General features: G+C 66.4%; 22 protein-coding genes and 1 riboswitch. Of the genes, 8 read left to right on the top strand and 14 right to left on the bottom strand.

The window, feature by feature from the left end; translation table 11 throughout:
* Position 1: 1 nt before the first annotated feature.
* Complete coding sequence (locus tag OG953_RS21445) at positions 2-472, top strand: NUDIX domain-containing protein (RefSeq protein WP_405686190.1); 471 nt, start codon at positions 2-4, stop codon at positions 470-472.
* A 131-nt stretch (positions 473-603) separates the two neighbouring features.
* Here the strand turns inward: OG953_RS21445 and OG953_RS21450 are convergent, their stop codons facing one another.
* The 7 genes from OG953_RS21450 to thiC all read right to left on the bottom strand — a co-directional run bounded on the left by OG953_RS21450 (position 604) and on the right by thiC (position 6534).
* The gene (locus OG953_RS21450) at positions 604-828 is read right to left on the bottom strand and encodes a cold-shock protein (RefSeq protein ID WP_266643366.1); all 225 of its coding nucleotides are present in this window, start codon (positions 826-828) and stop codon (positions 604-606) included.
* A 321-nt stretch (positions 829-1149) separates the two neighbouring features.
* Positions 1150-1470 carry a hypothetical protein gene (locus tag OG953_RS21455; protein ID WP_405686191.1) on the bottom strand — a complete coding sequence of 107 codons (321 nt, stop codon included), beginning with the start codon at positions 1468-1470 and terminating at the stop codon, positions 1150-1152.
* 248 nt (positions 1471-1718) lie between these two features.
* Entirely contained in the window at positions 1719-2132 is a 414-nt protein-coding gene (locus OG953_RS21460; RefSeq protein ID WP_405686193.1) for an Imm10 family immunity protein, read from the bottom strand.
* A 312-nt stretch (positions 2133-2444) separates the two neighbouring features.
* Positions 2445-2603, bottom strand: a complete 159-nt coding sequence (locus OG953_RS21465; protein WP_405686195.1) for a hypothetical protein — start codon at positions 2601-2603, stop codon at positions 2445-2447.
* Positions 2604-2968: 365 nt separating this feature from the next.
* Entirely contained in the window at positions 2969-3277 is a 309-nt protein-coding gene (locus OG953_RS21470) for a hypothetical protein (protein WP_405686196.1), read from the bottom strand.
* Between the two features lie 303 nt (positions 3278-3580).
* Positions 3581-3811: a hypothetical protein gene (locus OG953_RS21475; protein WP_405686198.1), complete on the bottom strand. Its 231-nt coding sequence runs from the start codon at positions 3809-3811 to the stop codon at positions 3581-3583.
* 932 nt (positions 3812-4743) lie between these two features.
* A complete protein-coding gene (thiC, locus tag OG953_RS21480; protein WP_405686199.1) occupies positions 4744-6534 on the bottom strand; it encodes a phosphomethylpyrimidine synthase ThiC in 1791 nt (596 codons plus the stop codon).
* Positions 6527-6660, bottom strand: a riboswitch (TPP riboswitch). It overlaps the preceding gene by 8 nt.
* 70 nt (positions 6661-6730) lie before the next feature.
* On the opposite strand from thiC, the gene OG953_RS21485 reads away from it, so the two are divergent.
* Entirely contained in the window at positions 6731-8053 is a 1323-nt protein-coding gene (locus OG953_RS21485; RefSeq protein WP_405686200.1) for a YibE/F family protein, read from the top strand.
* Positions 8054-8133: 80 nt separating this feature from the next.
* Here the strand turns inward: OG953_RS21485 and OG953_RS21490 are convergent, their stop codons facing one another.
* From OG953_RS21490 to OG953_RS21505, 4 genes are all read right to left on the bottom strand, one after another.
* On the bottom strand, positions 8134-8571 hold the full coding sequence (locus OG953_RS21490; protein ID WP_093895105.1) for an SsgA family sporulation/cell division regulator: 438 nt from the start codon (positions 8569-8571) through the stop codon (positions 8134-8136).
* Between the two features lie 101 nt (positions 8572-8672).
* Positions 8673-9443: an IclR family transcriptional regulator gene (locus OG953_RS21495; protein ID WP_405686201.1), complete on the bottom strand. Its 771-nt coding sequence runs from the start codon at positions 9441-9443 to the stop codon at positions 8673-8675.
* A gap of 244 nt (positions 9444-9687) precedes the next feature.
* Positions 9688-9900, bottom strand: coding sequence for a DUF5326 family protein (locus OG953_RS21500; protein WP_093895169.1), 213 nt, complete (start codon positions 9898-9900; stop codon positions 9688-9690).
* A 156-nt stretch (positions 9901-10056) separates the two neighbouring features.
* Positions 10057-10374, bottom strand: coding sequence for a cupin domain-containing protein (locus tag OG953_RS21505; RefSeq protein WP_405686203.1), 318 nt, complete (start codon positions 10372-10374; stop codon positions 10057-10059).
* Positions 10375-10442: 68 nt separating this feature from the next.
* Here OG953_RS21505 and OG953_RS21510 point away from each other — a divergent pair, with 68 nt between their 5' ends.
* The 4 genes from OG953_RS21510 to OG953_RS21525 all read left to right on the top strand — a co-directional run bounded on the left by OG953_RS21510 (position 10443) and on the right by OG953_RS21525 (position 13651).
* The gene (locus OG953_RS21510) at positions 10443-10820 is read left to right on the top strand and encodes a phage holin family protein (RefSeq protein ID WP_114245559.1); all 378 of its coding nucleotides are present in this window, start codon (positions 10443-10445) and stop codon (positions 10818-10820) included.
* 67 nt (positions 10821-10887) lie between these two features.
* Positions 10888-12018 (top strand): cystathionine gamma-lyase, encoded by a 1131-nt coding sequence (locus OG953_RS21515; RefSeq protein WP_405686205.1) that lies wholly within the window; start codon positions 10888-10890, stop codon positions 12016-12018.
* A gap of 193 nt (positions 12019-12211) precedes the next feature.
* Entirely contained in the window at positions 12212-13108 is an 897-nt protein-coding gene (locus tag OG953_RS21520; protein ID WP_405686207.1) for a LysR family transcriptional regulator, read from the top strand.
* Between the two features lie 63 nt (positions 13109-13171).
* Positions 13172-13651 (top strand): NUDIX domain-containing protein, encoded by a 480-nt coding sequence (locus OG953_RS21525; RefSeq protein ID WP_266359763.1) that lies wholly within the window; start codon positions 13172-13174, stop codon positions 13649-13651.
* Positions 13652-13753: 102 nt separating this feature from the next.
* On the opposite strand, the gene OG953_RS21530 is transcribed toward OG953_RS21525, so the two are convergent.
* Positions 13754-14932 carry a globin domain-containing protein gene (locus OG953_RS21530; RefSeq protein ID WP_405686208.1) on the bottom strand — a complete coding sequence of 393 codons (1179 nt, stop codon included), beginning with the start codon at positions 14930-14932 and terminating at the stop codon, positions 13754-13756.
* 430 nt (positions 14933-15362) lie between these two features.
* Between OG953_RS21530 and OG953_RS21535 the strand changes: the two genes are divergently transcribed.
* Complete coding sequence (locus OG953_RS21535) at positions 15363-15890, top strand: DUF2269 domain-containing protein (protein ID WP_405686209.1); 528 nt, start codon at positions 15363-15365, stop codon at positions 15888-15890.
* Between the two features lie 5 nt (positions 15891-15895).
* Positions 15896-16765: a GNAT family N-acetyltransferase gene (locus tag OG953_RS21540; RefSeq protein WP_405686210.1), complete on the top strand. Its 870-nt coding sequence runs from the start codon at positions 15896-15898 to the stop codon at positions 16763-16765.
* A 44-nt stretch (positions 16766-16809) separates the two neighbouring features.
* Here the strand turns inward: OG953_RS21540 and OG953_RS21545 are convergent, their stop codons facing one another.
* On the bottom strand, positions 16810-17235 hold the full coding sequence (locus OG953_RS21545; protein WP_405686212.1) for a heme-binding protein: 426 nt from the start codon (positions 17233-17235) through the stop codon (positions 16810-16812).
* Positions 17236-17293: 58 nt separating this feature from the next.
* Positions 17294-18508: an MFS transporter gene (locus tag OG953_RS21550; RefSeq protein ID WP_405686213.1), complete on the bottom strand. Its 1215-nt coding sequence runs from the start codon at positions 18506-18508 to the stop codon at positions 17294-17296.
* Positions 18509-18604 lie beyond the last annotated feature (96 nt).

Below are 18604 nucleotides of genomic sequence, written 5' to 3' on the forward strand. Positions count from 1 at the left end.
CATGGCACGGACCGAGTACTACGACGATCCGGCGGCTCCTGAGCCGAACAGCTTGGTGGTCGCCGCATCCGCCGTGGTTACCGACGACGAAGGGCGCATTCTCCTTCAGCGCCGACGGGACAACGACCTTTGGGCACTCCCTGGTGGCGGCATGGAGATGACCGACTCACTCCCGGGAGCGGCCGTCCGCGAGGTGAAGGAGGAAACGGGCCTGGATGTAGAGATCACCGGGCTCGTGGGCACGTACACCGACCCTCGCCACATCATTGCCTACTCGGACGGTGAGGTGCGCAGACAGTTCAACGTCTGCTTCACCGCCCGTGTGGTCGGTGGTCACCTCGCGATCTCGGACGAGTCCACGGAGCTGCGTTTTGTCCAGCCAGAGGAGATCGCCCAACTGCCGATGCACCACACGCAGCGGCTCCGGATCCGTCACTTCCTGGAGCACCGTGAGCGGCCCTATCTCGGCTGATCGCACCCGCGACACCCGCTTTAGGAGTTCGATCAACCGGGAGCTACTGCATGTTGCGGTGAAGAGTGCGGTGGCGTTGCGGACTGCTGGGGACCGTGGACGTACGCCGTCGTTGATGTCAGCTGTGGATGTCAGGCAGCCCGAGGCACGATGCTCACCGCGCGGTAGTCGTACCCGTCCTGCTTGAAGCCAGGGGCTTCCCATTTGAGGTCGACCTGCTGTCCGGCCGACAGCGTGCGGAAGCCGGTCGCCTGGATGTCGGCGTAGTGGCCGAAGCAGCCGCCGGGGGTCTCGGGTGAGTCAAGGACACCCCACCCTTCCTCGTCGTTCCACTCGCGGACAGTCGCAGTCGCCATGGACGGAACTCTACGGCCTCCGCTGTGCAGACGCGTCTGGCACCTGAGCTTGGGAATCACCGGGCCTTGGGTCCCCATCGGAGAGCTGACCAGCGGGGACGGATACCAAGGGGAACCCTGGAGCTCGCCATAGCACCCGTGGCTGACCTTGGTTCCCCGCCCAGTCGGGCACGGATCGGGCACGGGCACCTTCTGATCCGTAGCTCTATCTAGTGCCGTGACCGCATAGGTTCGCCGGGTTGGCGGTCATGGCGGTCATGGCGGGTGCGGTGACGTCCGATCCGACCGCTGGAGGCGCGGTGGCCGGCTGCATCTCTGCAGTCAGAGCACCAATGAGGCGCGCAATGCATCGAACACGCCACGAAGCTCGGTGGCGTCGACCGGGTCGATTTCCATCTGCAAGTGACATGCGTCGTCGCCCCCGTTGGGAGTCAGGCGCACGAGGAAGGCATAACCATCCTGGACAGGTTCGGCCCGCAGCGTCAGCGGATTGTTGCGGCCGGGAGTCACAGCCGCCGCGAAGCGGCGACCCGACGGAGGGCACAAGTGGGAGAGCATCCGGGCGGCGAAGTCCGCGATCTCCCCGACGGTGAGGTAGGCAGTGAAGTCGGCCCTCAGCCACGAGTCCCAATCGGCGGTCACCCGCCACTCGTCCCCACCTCCATGAGCCAGCTCCAGCCACACATTCTCGCTGCCGAGGCGTATCTGCGGTCTTTCCATCGTCATGCCCTTCCAAGCCTGGAGCCGTGATCCTACAAAAGCAGCCCCCCTAACCCGGCGAACCTATGCGGTCACAGCACTAGATCGGTCGGTGTTGGTCATACCGGTCGTGGCGTGGCCGATCAAGGGCACTACCGGGCGGGCCCGGTTGCTGTGGTTGCTGTACTCCGCTATGTCGTGATCAGGCTTGGACGGGCATCTGGGCGCCCGTACGCCAGGATGCGCGGCAGCACTTCCCGCATGCGTGTCATGTCCGCCGCTGGCGCGCGGAGCAAAGCCTCAACGACGGGATCGGTCAAGCCAAGGTCGTTCAACGACGCAGGATCCAAGGTCACGCGCAGCACATCGCCGTCTAGCTCCACTTCACGTACACAGCCGTAGGCGGTGCCCTGGTCGGGTGTGACAAGACAATGCGTGTCCATGCCCAGGGACACTTCCTGGGCATCGGGCTCGTCGAAGTCGCACATGAACAGCAGGGAGAACCCCTCCTCGTCGTTCGGCTCGGCCACACCCGCCATCATGCAGTCGTCCTCGTCCGGATCGTCGAGCCCGCAAGCAATCCGCGCCGTAAACCTGTATGTCATGCACGTGTTCTAGCACTAGAGACCGACAGTGAGGCAGGCCGCGCCGTCGAGGCGGCACGATGGCTTTCAAGACCGTTCTGTAAAGCGTCCATGCAAGCCTGTGACGTGGACGTACAGGCGCGACCGGACCCCCATGCTTCACGCCCTCGTCTTGGCCTGTCGATTGAGTGAGCACCGCTTTAGGAGCGAGGTTGGGCGGTTGCTGGGGTGATCTGCGGAGACGTGTTCTAGGGCAGCTTCCGGCGAGAGCGCCGGGATTGTCGCTGAGTCCCCGTGGCTCCCCGCTCGTTCTGGCACGGCTGTGGCACGGTTTCAGTCGCCCTGGAACCACAGATAGCTGCCGGGAGTGCCCGCGCACTGCTGTAGCTGTGTCGCAAGATCGTCCAGCGCGGCAAGCTGACGCTGATCGCTGCGCTGTTGGCGCAGTCCGTTGATCTCACTGAGCGCGGCGTCGGCTTCCTGCTCGTTCATCAACGTGTCTCCGTATTGGTCAACGGCGGTGAGCCTCCCAGGGACTCCTAGTAGCTGGAGAGAGCCGAGTGCATCGGCCAACGCGTCCCCGTGCCCGTACGAGCTTCGCAGGAGCGTTGCGCGGGACTTGCGCCAGTTACGTGTTGGCCGTGATGAATGCAGCTCCAGGTCGATCCCCATGGACCCATGATGCAGTGCCTCGCAGGTACGGCGAGATGTTCAGCATCTGATCCGTAGATCTATCTGGATAGGTCATCGAGCGTCATAGCGGTCACGTCGGAGCCTCCAAGGGACACTGCTGGGCGGGGTTGGTTGTTGAGGTTGCTGTACTCCACCGCTGTATTGAACGGCAGCCTGTCACCGCCCTACTTGAAGCGGGAGTCCTTGTTCTGCGCCACGTCGGCACATCCCTGGACCCAGTCCTTTTCGATCAACTTGGCGTCTGGGGCCTGGAGCTGACGCCCCCGGTACATGGACTCGCAATCCGCTTCCACCTCCTCGCGGCTCCGACCGTCTGTCGGTATGAACGCTCCACCAAAAGCGTCGTAGCCTTTGGTGTAGCTGTACTTGTCCACGCCGGAGCTGGCGGAGTGATTCACTACGATCAAGGCGACGATCAGAACGGCTATACCTATGATCACACCCATGACGACCTGGCGGACGAGGTAGCTCACTTCACCCTCCTCGGTGTGTCGGTGATGGTTCATCTACCCAGTGCCGGCGGAAGACTCCATCGAACGTCCCCGTGGGTGCGGCTCCCTGATCCCCTGGCACGGTTAACCCGAACCGGGGCGCCGAACCTCGATGGAGGGCGGCGCCCCGTTCTGGCCCTGGGATTGACGTCTGGCCTCATCCTTATCAGGTCGGTCCAAGGGGCTCAGCGACCACGCTCAGCCCGCCCCGTTCCGCTGCTGGCAATGCGCTGAGGTTCGGCGTGGATCGGCTCTGTTCGCGCCTGTTGGTGTCAGACACTGATGTCAGACATCAGCTATGGGGCGGGCCACTGCCCGCATAGAGATCAGGACGATGATCACGGTGATCAGCTGTGTTGAGGCGTCCAAGACAGCGGTGATGGCTTCCTGGCCCACAACGCAGCAGGCGATAGCGGCCGCGGTGATCAATCGGGGGTTGTCAGTGAACTGTGCGACAGTTTGATTGATGGCAGCAGTCCGAGTTGGGACGCTGGCATCCAGGTGCTGGGAGGGCATGCTTCTCCTGCGCTTCAGGGGGCGCCCGTCTCTCGCCAAAGTGGTCGGGCGCTCCCGGTCGTTTTCTCCGGACAGCCCCATGGTGGCGTACAGCACCGACAAGCAAGACGCCCGACATTGGCGGGCAAGGCGAGTCGCGCCAAATCCCTTGCCGGGCGCAGCGGTTTCACGTGAAACACCCCATTCGTGAGGGCCTACGTGAGTTCTTGAGACCCCTCACGCACACCACCGCCCCCAGCCCACAACTCTCCCCAGCTCCCATCCCGTCCGCCTTCGACCCACACACCGTGGAGCAGTCGTGGTTCAGGGCGTCAAGGTGGAGCGCGCCACTGTACGAACGACCTGGACGCCCTGGGCCGCGACTGCTCGGCTCTGCCTGGGTCGAAGGTGGCCGGGATGGGAGCCCACGACGCTCGCCATGCTCCGGCCGGCACTCGCGAACGGCGCCCCGTCCATCCCGGAGTCTGAGCGCCCCCGCCGGAGGCATGTCTTGAAGCCGCGGGCTTTGGTCTCGACTCATGCCCTCGGGCCTACACAGCGGGCGCGCGTCGGCGGCGGCAGCGCCGAGCGGGCCGAAGGCAGGAGCGCGGGCGCAGCCAGAGCCGGGAAGCGCGCCCGGCGGAGCGGAGCGCAGCCGGGTGCCTTGAACCCGCAGAGAAAGTTGTAACTCTCAGCCAGGCTGGGCCGGAAGTGCTGCGTACGCTGCGAGCCGGTGCCACCCTGTTCAGAGCTGACGGCAACGACGGCACACAGAGGCTGTTGATCACGACCACCAGCGATTAGCCGGGCGGAAGGCGCAGCCCCCGCCCAACGGCCTGCCCGATCCTATGGATCAGAAGGTTGCAGGTTCGAATCCTGCCGAGTGCGCACCGATTCTGAGACCGACAGCGTCCCCCAGAAGGTATGCCGGGGGACGCTGAGACGACAGAAGATCAGTCCGCAATTGGCAGATACAGCCGGTTGCCCTGCGCCGCGAACTCGGCGGACTTGGCGAGCATTCCGGCAGCGACCTCATCTTCGCTGGTCACAGCTCCATCAGGGCCGAATTGCTCTGTGATGCTTCTACTGATCTTCATCGAGCAGAACTTCGGGCCGCACATCGAGCAGAAGTGCGCCGTCTTCGCCGGCTCGGCCGGAAGCGTCTCGTCGTGGAACTCCCGAGCCGTGACCGGGTCGAGAGCCAGATTGAACTGGTCCTCCCAGCGGAATTCGAAACGGGCGTCGGAGAGCGCGTCGTCCCAGTCCTGCGCCCCCGAGTGCCCCTTGGCAAGGTCCGCCGCATGGGCCGCGATCTTGTACGTGATGACGCCGGTCTTCACATCGTCCCGGTTGGGCAGTCCGAGGTGCTCCTTGGGCGTGACGTAGCAGAGCATCGCCGTGCCCCACCATGCGATCATCGCCGCACCGATGCCCGAGGTGATGTGGTCGTACGCCGGGGCGACATCGGTGGTCAGCGGTCCGAGCGTGTAGAAGGGCGCCTCCTCGCAGATCTCCTGCTGGAGGTCGATGTTCTCCTTGATCTTGTGCATCGGGACATGGCCCGGGCCCTCGATCATGGTCTGAACGCCGAACCGCTTGGCGATCGTGTTCAGCTCACCGAGCGTGCGCAGTTCGGCGAACTGGGCCTCGTCGTTGGCGTCGGCGATCGATCCGGGGCGCAGCCCGTCGCCCAGCGAGTACGTCACGTCGTAGGTGGCGAGGATCTCGCAGAGCTCCTCGAAGTGCTCGTACAGGAACGATTCCTTGTGGTGCGCGAGGCACCACGCTGCCATGATCGAGCCGCCGCGGGAGACGATGCCGGTCTTGCGGCGGGCGGTCAGCGGGACGTACGGCAGGCGCACGCCGGCGTGGACCGTCATGTAGTCGACGCCTTGCTCGGCCTGTTCGATGACGGTGTCCTTGTAGATCTCCCAGGTCAGCTCCTCGGCCCGGCCGTCGACCTTTTCGAGGGCCTGGTAGAGGGGAACGGTGCCGATCGGCACGGGGGAGTTGCGCAGAACCCACTCACGGGTGGTGTGAATGTTGCGGCCGGTGGAAAGGTCCATGACCGTGTCGGCGCCCCAGCGCGTCGCCCATGTCATCTTCTCCACCTCCTCCTCGATGGAGGACGTCACCGCGGAGTTGCCGATGTTGGCATTGACCTTCACCAGAAACCGCTTGCCGATGATCATCGGCTCGATCTCGGGGTGGTTGACGTTGGCCGGCAGCACGGCCCGGCCCGCGGAGATCTCCTCGCGCACCACCTCGGGTTCGACGTTCTCCCGGATCGCCACGTACTCCATCTCCGGGGTGATCTCGCCCCGGCGGGCGTACACGAGCTGGGTCACCGGCTGCCCGTCCCGGCTGCGGCGGGGCAGGCGCGGGCGGCCGGGGAAGACCGCGTCGAGGTTGCGCAGCCCGCCACGCGGCGAGGTGTGCTTGAGCCCGTCGTCCTCGGGGCGGGCGGGGCGGCCCGGGTACTCCTCGGTGTCGCCGCGCGCCGTGATCCAGTTCTCCCGCAGCGGTGCGAGCCCGCGACGGACATCGGTCTCGGTGGAGGGATCGGTGTACGGGCCCGACGTGTCGTACAGCGTCACGTCCTTGCCGTTGGTGAGGTGCACCTGACGGACCGGCACCCGGAGGTCCGGGCGTGAACCCTGGACGTACCCCTTGTGCCAGCCGATGGACTTCCCGGCCTCGTCGCTCTGGTTCGAGGCAGGCGTGCGTGCATCCGATGTGGTCATGAGACCTACTCCCTACGCCGGCATTACCCGGTAACAGGTTCGGCGGTCGGCGCAGCCTCTCCCGTACAGATGTACGGATATCAGCGCCCTCTCAGCCCGGTGCTCCGAGCTCCCGCGTGTGCAAAGGTTCCTCCACGCTAGCGCCCTGTCCGGCGTAATGAACAGACGGCCCTTCTCTTCTTGCGATGATCGGCCGGTGACGTCCCCCCATACCGACCCCGAACCGCAGGGCCATCAGCACGGCCACTCGCACAGCCATGGCCCTGCCGCGCCGGTCTCCAAACATCTGCGCAAGGTCATCGCGGCCGTACTGATCCCGTTCACCACCGCGGTCGTCGTCGGCCTGGTGGTGCTCTGGCCGGGCGGCGCGCCCCCGCACGAGCGGACCGGCGTCGGCTTCGACCGGCAGACCCAGCAGGGAAAGGTGGTGAATATCGACAAGGTGGACTGCAAGGACGTGAACGCCGCCCAGACACCCACCAGCGGCGAGACCACCCCGCCGTCGGACAGCGGGCCCGGGCTGTGCGAGAAGGCCACCATCGAGGTGACGACCGGTCACGACAAGGGCCGGACCTTCGTCGAGATCGTCCAGCCGGACGCACCCCGTCAGTTGCACGAAGGGCAGGGCGTGGTCGTGGCGTACGCCCCCGACGCACCCCATGATCTGCAGTACTCGGTGACGGATGTGAACCGGAAGTTCCCGATGACGCTGCTGGCCGGGATCTTCGCCCTGGTCGTGATCGCGGTGGGCAGGATGCGTGGGGTGATGGCACTGGTCGCGCTCGCCGTGTCGTTCGCCGTGCTGACCCTGTTCATCCTCCCGGCCATCCTCCAGGGCTCGAATCCACTGCTCGTCGCGGTGGTCGGGGCAAGTGCGATCATGCTGATCGCGCTCTACATGTGCCACGGCCTGACCGCCCGCACGTCGGTCGCGGTGATCGGCACACTGATCTCACTGCTGCTGATCGGGCTGCTCGGGTCGCTCTTCATCGGCTGGGCGAGCCTGACCGGCAACACCGACGACAGCACCGGCCTCATCCACGGCCTGTACCCGCACATCGACATGAGCGGTCTGCTGCTGGCCGGTGTCATCATCGGCTCGCTCGGGGTGCTCGACGATGTGACGGTCACCCAGACATCGGCGGTCTGGGAGCTGCACCAGGCGAACCCGACGATGGGTGCTCGGGGGCTCTACCGGGCAGGGATCAGGATCGGGCGCGATCACATCGCCTCGGTCGTCAATACGCTGGTGCTCGCCTACGCGGGCGCCGCACTGCCGCTGCTGCTGCTGTTCTCGATCGCCCAGAGCAGCGTGGGGACTGTGACCAACAGCGAGCTGGTGGCGGAGGAGATCGTACGAACGCTGGTCGGTTCGATCGGACTGGTCGCCTCGGTGCCGGTGACGACGGTGCTCGCGGCGCTGGTCGTCTCCGCGGACCGCACAGGGGTCGGCGCGGAATTCGGAGCTTCGGCACCCGTACGGACCGGGAAAGGCCATCGTCGTAGGACGAAGCCTTGAACGTCTCCGTACGGAGAGCGATTCACCCATTCGGCAGGTGTTACGTTCGACCGGCGGGCCGGTCGGCGGCGCCGTCCTCGTCAGCCGGCGTTCTGTTCCTCGGCGAGGATCCGGCCCAGGGCCTCTTCCAGGTTGCCCTCGAAGTCACCCAGCGTGCACTCCTGCCCGAGCGGCACGAGTTTGTCCGTCCGGTCGAGAAAGGCCACAAGTGGTGCCGTACCGGCCCTGAAGAGGGCGCGATCCGTGCCCACCTGAAGTCGGATATGTACGTCGGACAGCCCCTCGGGCTCCGTGGGCCCGATATGCACATCACCGTCGCCACTGGGGCTGTTGAGACCGTCGAGCAGCAGCTCACGGCCGAATGCCCAGGTGACGGGGGCGTCGCCGGGCAGATGGAAGGTCATCCGGATCGCATACGGATCGCACACTTCGTACCGGAGCTCCACCGGGATCCGGAAAGAGAGTTCCTCGGAGACGAGGAAGCTCATCATGACCTCAGCTTGAACCGACTCGCGCATCGTCCAACCCCGCAGTAGATGAATCTGGCCAGGAATGATCCCCCATGGCCCTATTGACGCCATCGTGGTGCACGCGATAGCAGATCACAAGGAGTGATTTTTCAGATACTGATAGAGAACACGAAGGAGCGCAAGAGGCTGGCCACTTCGCCACGTAGTTGTTCGACTGCGGGGAGCAATCGATCTTCCTGCTCCAGGGGTACCGAAATCGCCATCGCGGCGGCAATGAATCCGGCTGTGATCGGGATGGCAGCGCAGACCGTCCCCAAGGCGTACTCCTGTCGTTCGATGACAGGTTCCATTCGTTCCAACGACCGCAATCGTTCAAGAAACGCCGGGCGGTCCCTCACTGAGTAGCGGGTCAGCGGCCGCACAGGGTGCCGGTCCAGATGGTCCTCGCGGGCCTTCTCGTCGAGCTGGCTCAGCAGACACTGACCGATCGCATGGGCGTGCCCGGTCTCCCGGAAGGATGCCCACTCGCCCACCGCGGGTGTGGCGGGGTTGTCGGCGACCGCGATGAGTTCGATCTCACCCTCGCGGTAGACGGCGCAGTACACCGGTGCGCCGATGGTGTCGCGCCAGCGGCTCAGCGACTCGGTCATTCTGCTGCGACGATTCTGCAGCGAACCCTCGTCGACCAGGCGCTCAGCGGCGGTCCCGAAGAGGAACACGCCGTTCTCCCGGCGCAGATAGCCCTCATGGGTCAGGGTGCGCAGCAGATGGTAGGCAGTGGGAAGGGGAAGGCCCGCTTCCCTGGCCAACTGTTTCGCGGGCGCCCCGTCTCGATGGGCTCCCACAGCTTCCAGCAGCCTCAGCGCTCGCTGGACCGAACCGATCAGCGTCGGGACAGCAGTGCTCGATGCCGTGGTCAACGGTCACCCCCAGGCATGGTGACGGGCGGTCAGCCCGCCTGTGGGGGCCGCCCCCACAGACCGCCGCATGACTGGGGTCCGGAGGCCGAACGCCGTACAAACCACTGGTCAGGGTGGTAACGGACAGTAAATTCCCAGGTGGTGGCAGCGGACTGCCACCATATCGACCGCATCCGCAAGGGGCGTCGTTTCGTCTTGCACTTAGCTCAGCTGGGCTAATCCACCCGGCCGGCTTCCGATCGTCCTACCAGTCGCTGCGCGAGGAAGAGGACGACATGAACTTGCGTACGACGAAGACGAGTCCACCGACCAGGATCACGAAAACCAGAACCTTGAAGAGCAGACCGATCACGAACCCGACCACGCTGGCGATCAGACCGCCGAACACGACGATCGCGATGACCGGCACCGCGATCCACTTCACCCACCAGGGCATCCCCGCGAATATCTCCCGCACGGCCATCGTCCTTGCCTCGTCTCTGTGAGTTCCTGTCTCGATACCTCGATGCTAGAGGCGCAAAGGGGGCCGGCGGGGGTTCCACAGCCCTTGAAGTCCCCTGATCGACCCCTTAGGGATCCCTGAGACCGGAGCCCGGCCCTCCGTAGGAGCGGCTCAGCTTTCCGGCGGGGAGAAGACCACCATGACCCGCAGGTCCTCGGTGATGTGGTGGAACTTGTGGGCAACACCGGCGGGTACGTACACCACGCTCCCCCTGCCCACCTGTGTGGTTTCCATGCCGACCGTGATCGAGGCGCGGCCGCTGACGATGAAGTAGACCTCGTCCTCCCTGTGCGGCTGCTGCGGGTCGAGTTCGCCGGCATCCAGTGCGTACAGGCCGACGGACATGTTCCGTTCCTTCACGAACTGCAGATACGCACCGTCGTTGGCAGCCCGTTCCGCTTCCAGTTCGTCCAGTCTGAATGCCTTCATGGCCCGTCCGCCCCTTGCCTCTGTCCTGCCGGTGTCCGCCACCGATCATGTCTGCCACGATCAGACACATGAAGAATTTCGTAGTCAAGACGATCGCCAACGCAGGTGCGCTGGCCGTAGCCATCTGGCTGCTCCAGGACATCACGCTGAACGGCGGCAGCACCGGGCGCAAGGCGCTCACGCTGATCGTGGTCGCCCTGCTCTTCGGCCTGGTGAACTTTGTGGTCAAGCCGATCGTGAAGCTGCTCACGCTGCCGCTCTTCATCCTCACGCTGGGGCTTATCACCCTGGTCGTCAACGCGCTCATGCTGATGCTGACCTCCTGGCTGGCCGGTCAGTTCAACCTGAGCTTCCATGTCGACGGCTTCTGGACCGCCGTGCTCGGCGGTCTGATCATCTCAATCGTTTCGTGGGCACTGAACGTAGTCCTGCCCGACGAGGACTGACCCGACATCTACTGAAACAGTGCAGGTCGGACCGGTGGCACACCAGGGAGAGAAGTGAGGAAGCGGTATGAGCACCATGGGTGACGGAACCCGGGCGGTACGGGCCGGGCTGCCCGAACCGGAGCAGTTCGAGCCCACCCTGCCCGGACCGGTCTTCGCCGCACACTTCCATCTCTCCGGTGAACCGACCGGTCCGTACACCTACGGCCGGGACGCCAATCCGACCTGGACGCATCTGGAACGCGCCATCGGCGAGCTGGAGGCGCCGGGGGAACCGGTCGAGACCACGGTCTTCGCCTCCGGGATGGCGGCGATCTCGGCCGTGCTGCTGTCCCAGGCGCGCACCGGCGATGTGGTCGTGCTGCCCGATGACGGATATCAGGCGCTGCCGCTGGTGCGTGAACAGCTTGAGGCGTACGGCGTCGAGGTCCGGACCGCGCCGACCGGTGGCGATGCCCAGCTGGCGGTCCTCGAAGGCGCCAAGCTGCTGTGGATCGAGACCCCATCCAATCCTGGGCTCGATGTCTGCGACGTACGCCGGCTCGTCGAGGCCGCACACGCGGCCGGCACTCTGGTGGCTGTCGACAACACCCTCGCCACACCGCTCGGCCAGCGCCCGCTGGACCTGGGGGCCGACTTCTCTGTGGCCAGTGACACCAAGGGCATGACCGGGCACGGAGACATCCTGCTCGGCCATGTGACCTGCCGCGCTCCCGAGCTGGCAGCGGATGTACGGCGCTGGCGCAAGGTCGTCGGCGCGATTCCGGGACCGATGGAGGCCTGGCTCGCGCACCGTTCGCTGGCCACGCTGGAGCTGCGGATCGACCGGCAGTGCGCCACCGCCCTGACGCTGGCCGAGGCACTGGGCAAGCGCCAGGAGGTGACCGGGCTGCGGTACCCCGGCCTGCCCACCGACCCTTCGTATCCGAACGCCGTGCGTCAGATGAGGCGCTTCGGCTCCGTGGTGTCGTTCGTACTGCCCGACCGCAAGCGGGCCGAGCGCTTCCTGACCGAGCTGCGGCTGGTCGACGACGCGACGAGTTTCGGCGGCGTGCGCTCCACAGCCGAGCGGCGGGCACGCTGGGGCGGCGACGCCGTACCGGAGGGTTTCATCCGTTTCTCGGTCGGCGCCGAGAGCTCGGACGACCTGGTGGCCGACGTGGAGCGGGCACTGGACACGGCGCTGGGCGAGAGATGATCCAACCGGTGGTACGGACGGCCCGAGCCTCCCCCCTCGTGGCTCGGACCGTCCCGGTTCTGCACGTGAAGAACCGCTTGAACAAGGCTAATTGACTCCCCGTCAGAGTCCAATCACAGTAGCGACAGCGACCTATCGACATATTTATAGTTGTACGGGTCCGAAGCGACGCGAGGGTGGGAGGGGGAAGGACGTGGACCTGGCCCTGCTGCGCACATTCGTCACGGTGCACCGGGCCGGTTCCTTCACCAGGGCTGCGGCCCTGCTCGGCCTCTCCCAGCCCGCGGTCACCTCGCAGATCCGCACCCTGGAGCGGCAGCTGGGCCGCCCGCTCTTCCTGCGCAGGGCCCGCGGCGTCACCCCGACGACCATCGGCGACGAACTCGCGCACCGGGCGGCGCCCCATCTGGACGCGCTGATCGAGATCGCCGAGACCGAGCTCGACGAGGAGTCGGGCATACGGACACTGCATCTGGCCGGGCCACCCGAGTTCACGTCGATGCGTGCCCTGCCGGCGCTCACCCCTCTCATCACCCAGGGCCTGGCTCTGCGCAGTTCGTTCTTCACCAGCGCCGAGGAGACGTTGGAGGGGCTGGCCGCCGGACATCATGATCTGGCCATTGCGACGGCCCGTCCGCGCGGTGGGCTGCTCACCGCGACTCCGCTCTGCGACGAAGAACATGTGCTGATCGCCGCGCCGCGCTGGGCCGGACGCCTGGGGCCCGGGACCCTGCGACACAAGGGGCCCGTGGTGCTGGACCAGCTGCCGGTCGTGGAGGTGCACGAGAGCCTGCCGCTCGTCTCCCGCTACTGGGCCGCCGTCTTCGACAGCCGGCCCGCCGCTGCGGGAGCCGTCATCGCGCCGGATCTCCGAGCGGTCCTGGAGTGCACGGCAGCGGGCGCCGGACTCGCCGTGCTGCCGCGCTATCTGTGCGAGGGGGCGCTGGAACGGGGCGAGGTGGTGGCGCTCCTCGACCCTCCCGTGCCTCCGTTGCGCACCTATTTTGTGGCCGTACGGACCGGCACGCTCGCACTGCCACACATCGCGCGGGCGCACGAGTGGCTGCTGCGCGCTGCCGCCGACTGGTGAGCGCAGGGCGGTCCGGCGCGGGTCAGGTGTTTCAGAACCGGTTCCGTGGGCCACTCTCTTGCCATGACCGAACGTCCTGTGGTCAAGCGCACCGCACGTGCCATCCTGCTCGACGGCAACGACCTCATCCTCATCAAGCGCACCAAGCCCGGGGTGGATCCGTACTGGCTCACGCCGGGTGGCGGGGTCGAACCCGAGGACGCAACCGTCGTCGACGCCCTGCATCGTGAGGTGGACGAGGAGCTCGGCGCCAAGATCACCGACGTGGTCCCCTGCTTCGTCGACACCGTGGAGCACATCGAGGGCGGTGGAGTGAAGGGCGTCAAAGTGCAGCACTTCTTCGTCTGTCGGCTGGAGTCGATGGACCTGTCCCGGCGCCACGGCCCCGAGATCGAGGATCCATGCGGGGAGTACGACGTCGTACGGGTGCCGTTCAGCCGGATGGGGATCGCTGCCGTTCATCTCGTACCGCTGTCGCTGCGGCACTACCTGGACGGCAATATCGAGGGCGTACGGGCGATGCACGCGCCCGACCTGGGCTGACCGGCCGCCACTTCCGGATCAGGGCTGACAGCCGCCTCTTCCTGGGACAGCGCTGACGGCTGTTGCTCCCGGGCTCGGGGCTGACGGCTGTCGCTCCCGGGTTCAGTCGGGGCCGGTGGTCGCGAGTTCCTCGACGGAGTCGTGCCGGATGCGCTCGGCCGGCATGCCGATGCCCCTGAGCACATCCACGCTGCTGCGGATCATGCCGGGCGGGCCCGAGAGATAGGCGTCGTACTCGTGCCACGGGCCGCACTGGCGCACGGCCTCGGGCAACAGCCCCTTCAGACCCCCCTCCGTTCCCGGGCCGGTGGAGACCACCGGCCGCACCGCGAGCCAGGGATAGGTCTTCTGGAGCCGCATCATCGTGTCGATGTCGTACAGGCCGTGATCACTGCGTGCCCCGTAGAAGACTTCCACGGGACGCCGGTCGCCATGCTCCGCAACGTCCTCGACGAGCGCCTTGATGGGCCCGATGCCCGTGCCGCCGCCCAGGCAGAGCAGGCCGGTGTGGGTGGAGTGGTCGACCGTCATCGAGCCCGTGGGCGGGCCGAGGCGCAGGATGTCGCCAGGCCGGGCCCGGTGCACCAGAGCGTTGGAGACCCAGCCGGCCGGTACCGCCTTGATGTGGAAGGTGAGCAGACCGTCCGGGCGGGGCGCCGAGGCGAAGGAATAGTGCCGCCAGTTCCGGGGCCACCACGGGGTCTCCATCGCCGCGTACTGCCCTGCGAGAAAGGGGTAGGTCTGGTCGGGACGGACCGTGAGAATCGCTATGTCGCGGGTCCTGAGGTCGTGGGAGACGACCTCGGCATGCCACCGGGCGGGAGCCCGCTGCTCGTCCTCGGCGGCCGCATCAATCATGATCTGCGATATCACGGTGTAGGCACGGACCCACGCCGTTTCGGTCTCCGCGTCCCAGGTGGTGGTCGCGTAGCGGCTCAGCGCGCCGAGGAGCGCCTCACCCACAGCGGGATAGTGTGCAGGCAGTGTGCCGTACTTGCGGTGCCCCCGGCCCAGTTCGCCGAGATACTCGGCCAGCGCATCGGGGTCGTCCAGCCGGTCCGCCGCGGTGAGGATCGCGCGGAGAAGACGATCTCGCTGGACATCCATCGCGACCGGAAAAAGGGCGCGCAGATCGGGGTGCCGGATGAAGAGCAGCGCATAGAAGTACGAGGTTGCCTGATCCGCGACGGGTGAGATCTCGGTCAGGGTGCGGTGGATCAGGGTCGTGTCGGGAGATCTGTCCGTTCCTTCTTCGGTCCACCCGGTGGCCGGAGCATCCATACTGTGCCTCGCCTCGAAGGTCTTCTGGTCGCCTTACGCACCCACACACGGCCCGCGGCCCTTGTCTGCGGGCGTAGTCGGGTCCTGCTTGCGGTCGCCAGCCGGTTCCTGCCTGCGGTCCCTCACCCCAGCATGCCTTGCCACGAACACACAACGGACAAATAGCGGGAAGTGCGGTTATCCGAACCGGTTTTCCCGTTACGCTCCTTTGCCTCATGACCGAGCCGTGAATCCACAACAGTCGCTCGCACCCGCAGCAACGCGGGAGTTTGCACCAACCGACCCAGCCGAGAGGGCCGCAGAGGAGTGCGCGCCAACTCACCTCACCGGCAAGGCCGCAGAAGGGTGGGCGCTGTACGCCGAGGCGAGTACGCGCGGTTACTCCCGCTGTCAGACGCCCGATTACCCCATTCCCGGCACCGTGTTTCACGTGAAACCACTCAAACGCTCCGCTCGCCGCAGCCTTCTCGTCGCGCATGTCGCGGTATCCGTGAGCTGGCTGGGACTGACCGTCGGACTGCTGACTCTCGGAATCACGGCCTTCCTCACCGGCGACCCCGCCACCGCGCAGGCCGCCACCCACGCCATGAAGATCTTCGGAGACTGGCTGGTCGTCCCGGTCGCCTTGCTCTCCCTGCTCAGCGGCCTCGTCCTGGCTCTCGGTACGCCTTGGGGGCTGGCCAGGCACCGGTGGGTCTGGACAAAGTTCTGGCTCACCCTGATCACTGCGGCACTGTCGATCTTCTCGTTGCGCCCCGGCATCAACGAGGCGGCGACGCGTGGCGCTGTCGATATCAACCTGGTGGTCGCTCCGTCGGTGGCGACGGCAACGTATCTGCTCATCACCGCGGTATCAGTACTGAAACCCTGGGGATTGACCCGGCGCGGCCGACGGCTGCGCATCCTGGCCGCAGCCGGTAAAGGAGTGGACGAGCGATCACCGCGTCGGACAGCCTGACCTTCATGCTCACCCCTCTGCCCCGTCCGCTCGCCGAATTGCCTGTCCGGCGTCTCACCCTGGGTGACCTGGTCGCCTGCGCCGATCTCTGCGAGGACCGCGGATGGCCACGCGATGAGCACAGATGGGGTCTGCTCCTCGCCGCAGGAACCGGCTATGGCATGGACGATCCCGGAGGTAAAGGGCTGATGGCCGCTTGTGTAGTGACCTCCTACGGCCCACGACTGGCTGCCATCGGCATGCTGCTCGTCGCCGAGCGATATGCACGACAGGGAGTCGCCCGCCACCTGATGCGGCATGCGATCGACGAGGCCGCAGGCACCCCGCTCAGCCTGTACGCGACATCCGCGGGACAACCGCTTTACGAACAGCTCGGCTTCGCGGTCGTGGGCCGCGTCGAGCGGGTCACCGGGTTCTTCCGGCCGACCGGCGACAGAGCGTCCACTGCGACCGTCCGCCCGGCCACGGCGGAGGACTTGCAAGCCATGGTCCGGCTGGACACGGACGTCTTCGGCGCCGACCGGACGCATGTCCTCGCCCGGCTGCCCGCGTACGCCGACCACATCCGGGTCGCGGAGGACGACGGAAAGCTCGTCGGTTACGCAGCGACCTGGCCGAGCGCTCATACGCATGTGGTCGGCCCGCTCATCGCGCCCGACACCGACACCGCTCAGGCGCTCGTCGCATCGCTCGCAGAGGCGACGGATCTACCGTTGCGCGCGGACATCGACGCGCGCCATGCGGAGCTGCTCGCCTGGTTCAACGAGTGCGGTCTGCAAAGAGGCTCCAAAACCACGGTGATGACTTATGGAACCTCGGACCTGCCGGGCGACTGGACCCGTCGCTACGCTCCGATGACCGTAGCGACGGGCTGACCCACGCGGCTTTGAACTGACACCGAGCGCGGGCGGTGCGAGCGTCAGGCGAGAGCCTTCACCGCAGCCGTCGCGAAGCCGTGGTCCTGGTCGGGAGCGCCTCCGCCGACGCCGATGGCGCCGATGAGCCGGCCGTCGCGGTGGACCGGGACACCACCGGCGATGAAGAGCAGCGGACGGTCGAGGGCGGTCGGCAGGGTGTGGAAAAGCCCGCCCGGCTGGACCGCGTCGACGAGGTCGGCGGTGGGGGCGTTGAGCTGAAGGGCCGTGTATGCCTTGCGGGTGCTGGTCTCACCCGCGATGAGAACGGCCCGGTCGTCCCGCCGGAAGGCCAGCAGATGGCCGCCAGCGTCGAGGATCGTGACAGCAACGGCGACACCGGCGGCTTCGGCGGCGCCGCGGGCCGCTTCGATGAGCGCTTCGGCGTTCGGGGTGGTCAGCGGGGCGACGGCGACAGTGGTGGTGCTCATGGAAGTGTCTCCTCGGTGCGATGTGGTGCTGCGTGTGAGGGGAGTGGTGTGAGGGGGGTCAGCGCTGGGGCGCGGGGGTCGCGAGCGGTTCAGGACTGTGCTGGGCGACGAGTCGGCCCCGAGAGACCTTGCTGCGGCGTTCCAGAGCACTGGAGACGACCGCAAGGACAAGGGCAGAGGCGGCCAGAGCAGCGCCGACCCAGTTGGGCGCGGTGTAGCCGAGGCCTGCTGCAATGACGAGGCCACCGAGCCATGCCGACAGCGCGTTGCCGAGGTTGAAAGCACCGATGTTGACAGCTGAGGCGAGGGTCGGAGCACCGGCTGCCTGGTCGAGCACCCGTTTCTGCAGCGGCGGCACGGTGGCGAAGCCCAGACCCCCGATCAGCACGATGGTGACGGCCGCTGCGAGCTTGTTGTGGGCGGTCAGGGTGAACAAGGCCAGGACCACGGCGAGGGCGCCCAGCGACACGTACAGCATCGGCATCAGATGGCGGTCGGCGAACTTGCCGCCGAGCAGGTTGCCGCCCACCATGCCCAGCCCGAAGAGGACCAGCAGCCAGGTGACGGAGGACGTGGAGTATCCGGCGATCCCGGTCATCATCGGAGTGATGTAGGTAATCGCGGCGAAGACCCCACCGAAACCCAGCACGGTCATCGCCATGGCGAGCAGGACCTGCACATTGCGGAACGCAGCCAGCTCGTGACGGAGCCGTACGCCCTCGGGCCGGGGCTGTTCGGGAACGAGCCCGGCCACACCGAGAAGGCCGATGACCCCCAGCCCGGCGATGACGAAGAATGTGGTCCTCCAGCCGACGCTCTGACCGATGTAGGTGCCCAGCGGTACGCCGACGACATTGGCGACGGTGAGGCCCGTGAACATCATGGCGATCGCGCCGGCCTTCTTCTGCGGGGCGACCAAATCGGCCGCCACGACCGATCCGATGCCGAAGAAGGCGCCGTGGGCGAGCGAGGCGATCACGCGGCCGGCGACCATCACGCCGAAGACCGGGGCGATGGCGGAGACCACGTTGCCCACGACGAACAGCCCCATCAGCAGCATGAGCATGCGCTTACGGGTGACGCGGGTGCCCAGGACCGTCATCAGCGGTGCGCCGAGGACGACACCGAGGGCGTATCCCGTGACGAGGAATCCTGCGGTCGGGATCGAGACCTGGAAGTCCGCAGCAACCTCGGGGAGCAGCCCCATGATCACGAACTCGGTGGTTCCGATACCGAAGGCCCCGATGGCAAGGGCGAGGAGCGCGAGCGGCATGGGTTTCACCTTCACTCAAAATTGCGTATGCGCTTTACGAGCGCTCACAATAATTGCATGCGCCTTCTAATTGCAAGCGCGGGCTATTGCGGACGT

The sequence above is a fragment of the Streptomyces sp. NBC_00057 genome, assembly GCF_045041165.1.
In the GTDB taxonomy this organism is placed as follows: Bacteria; Actinomycetota; Actinomycetes; order Streptomycetales; family Streptomycetaceae; genus Streptomyces.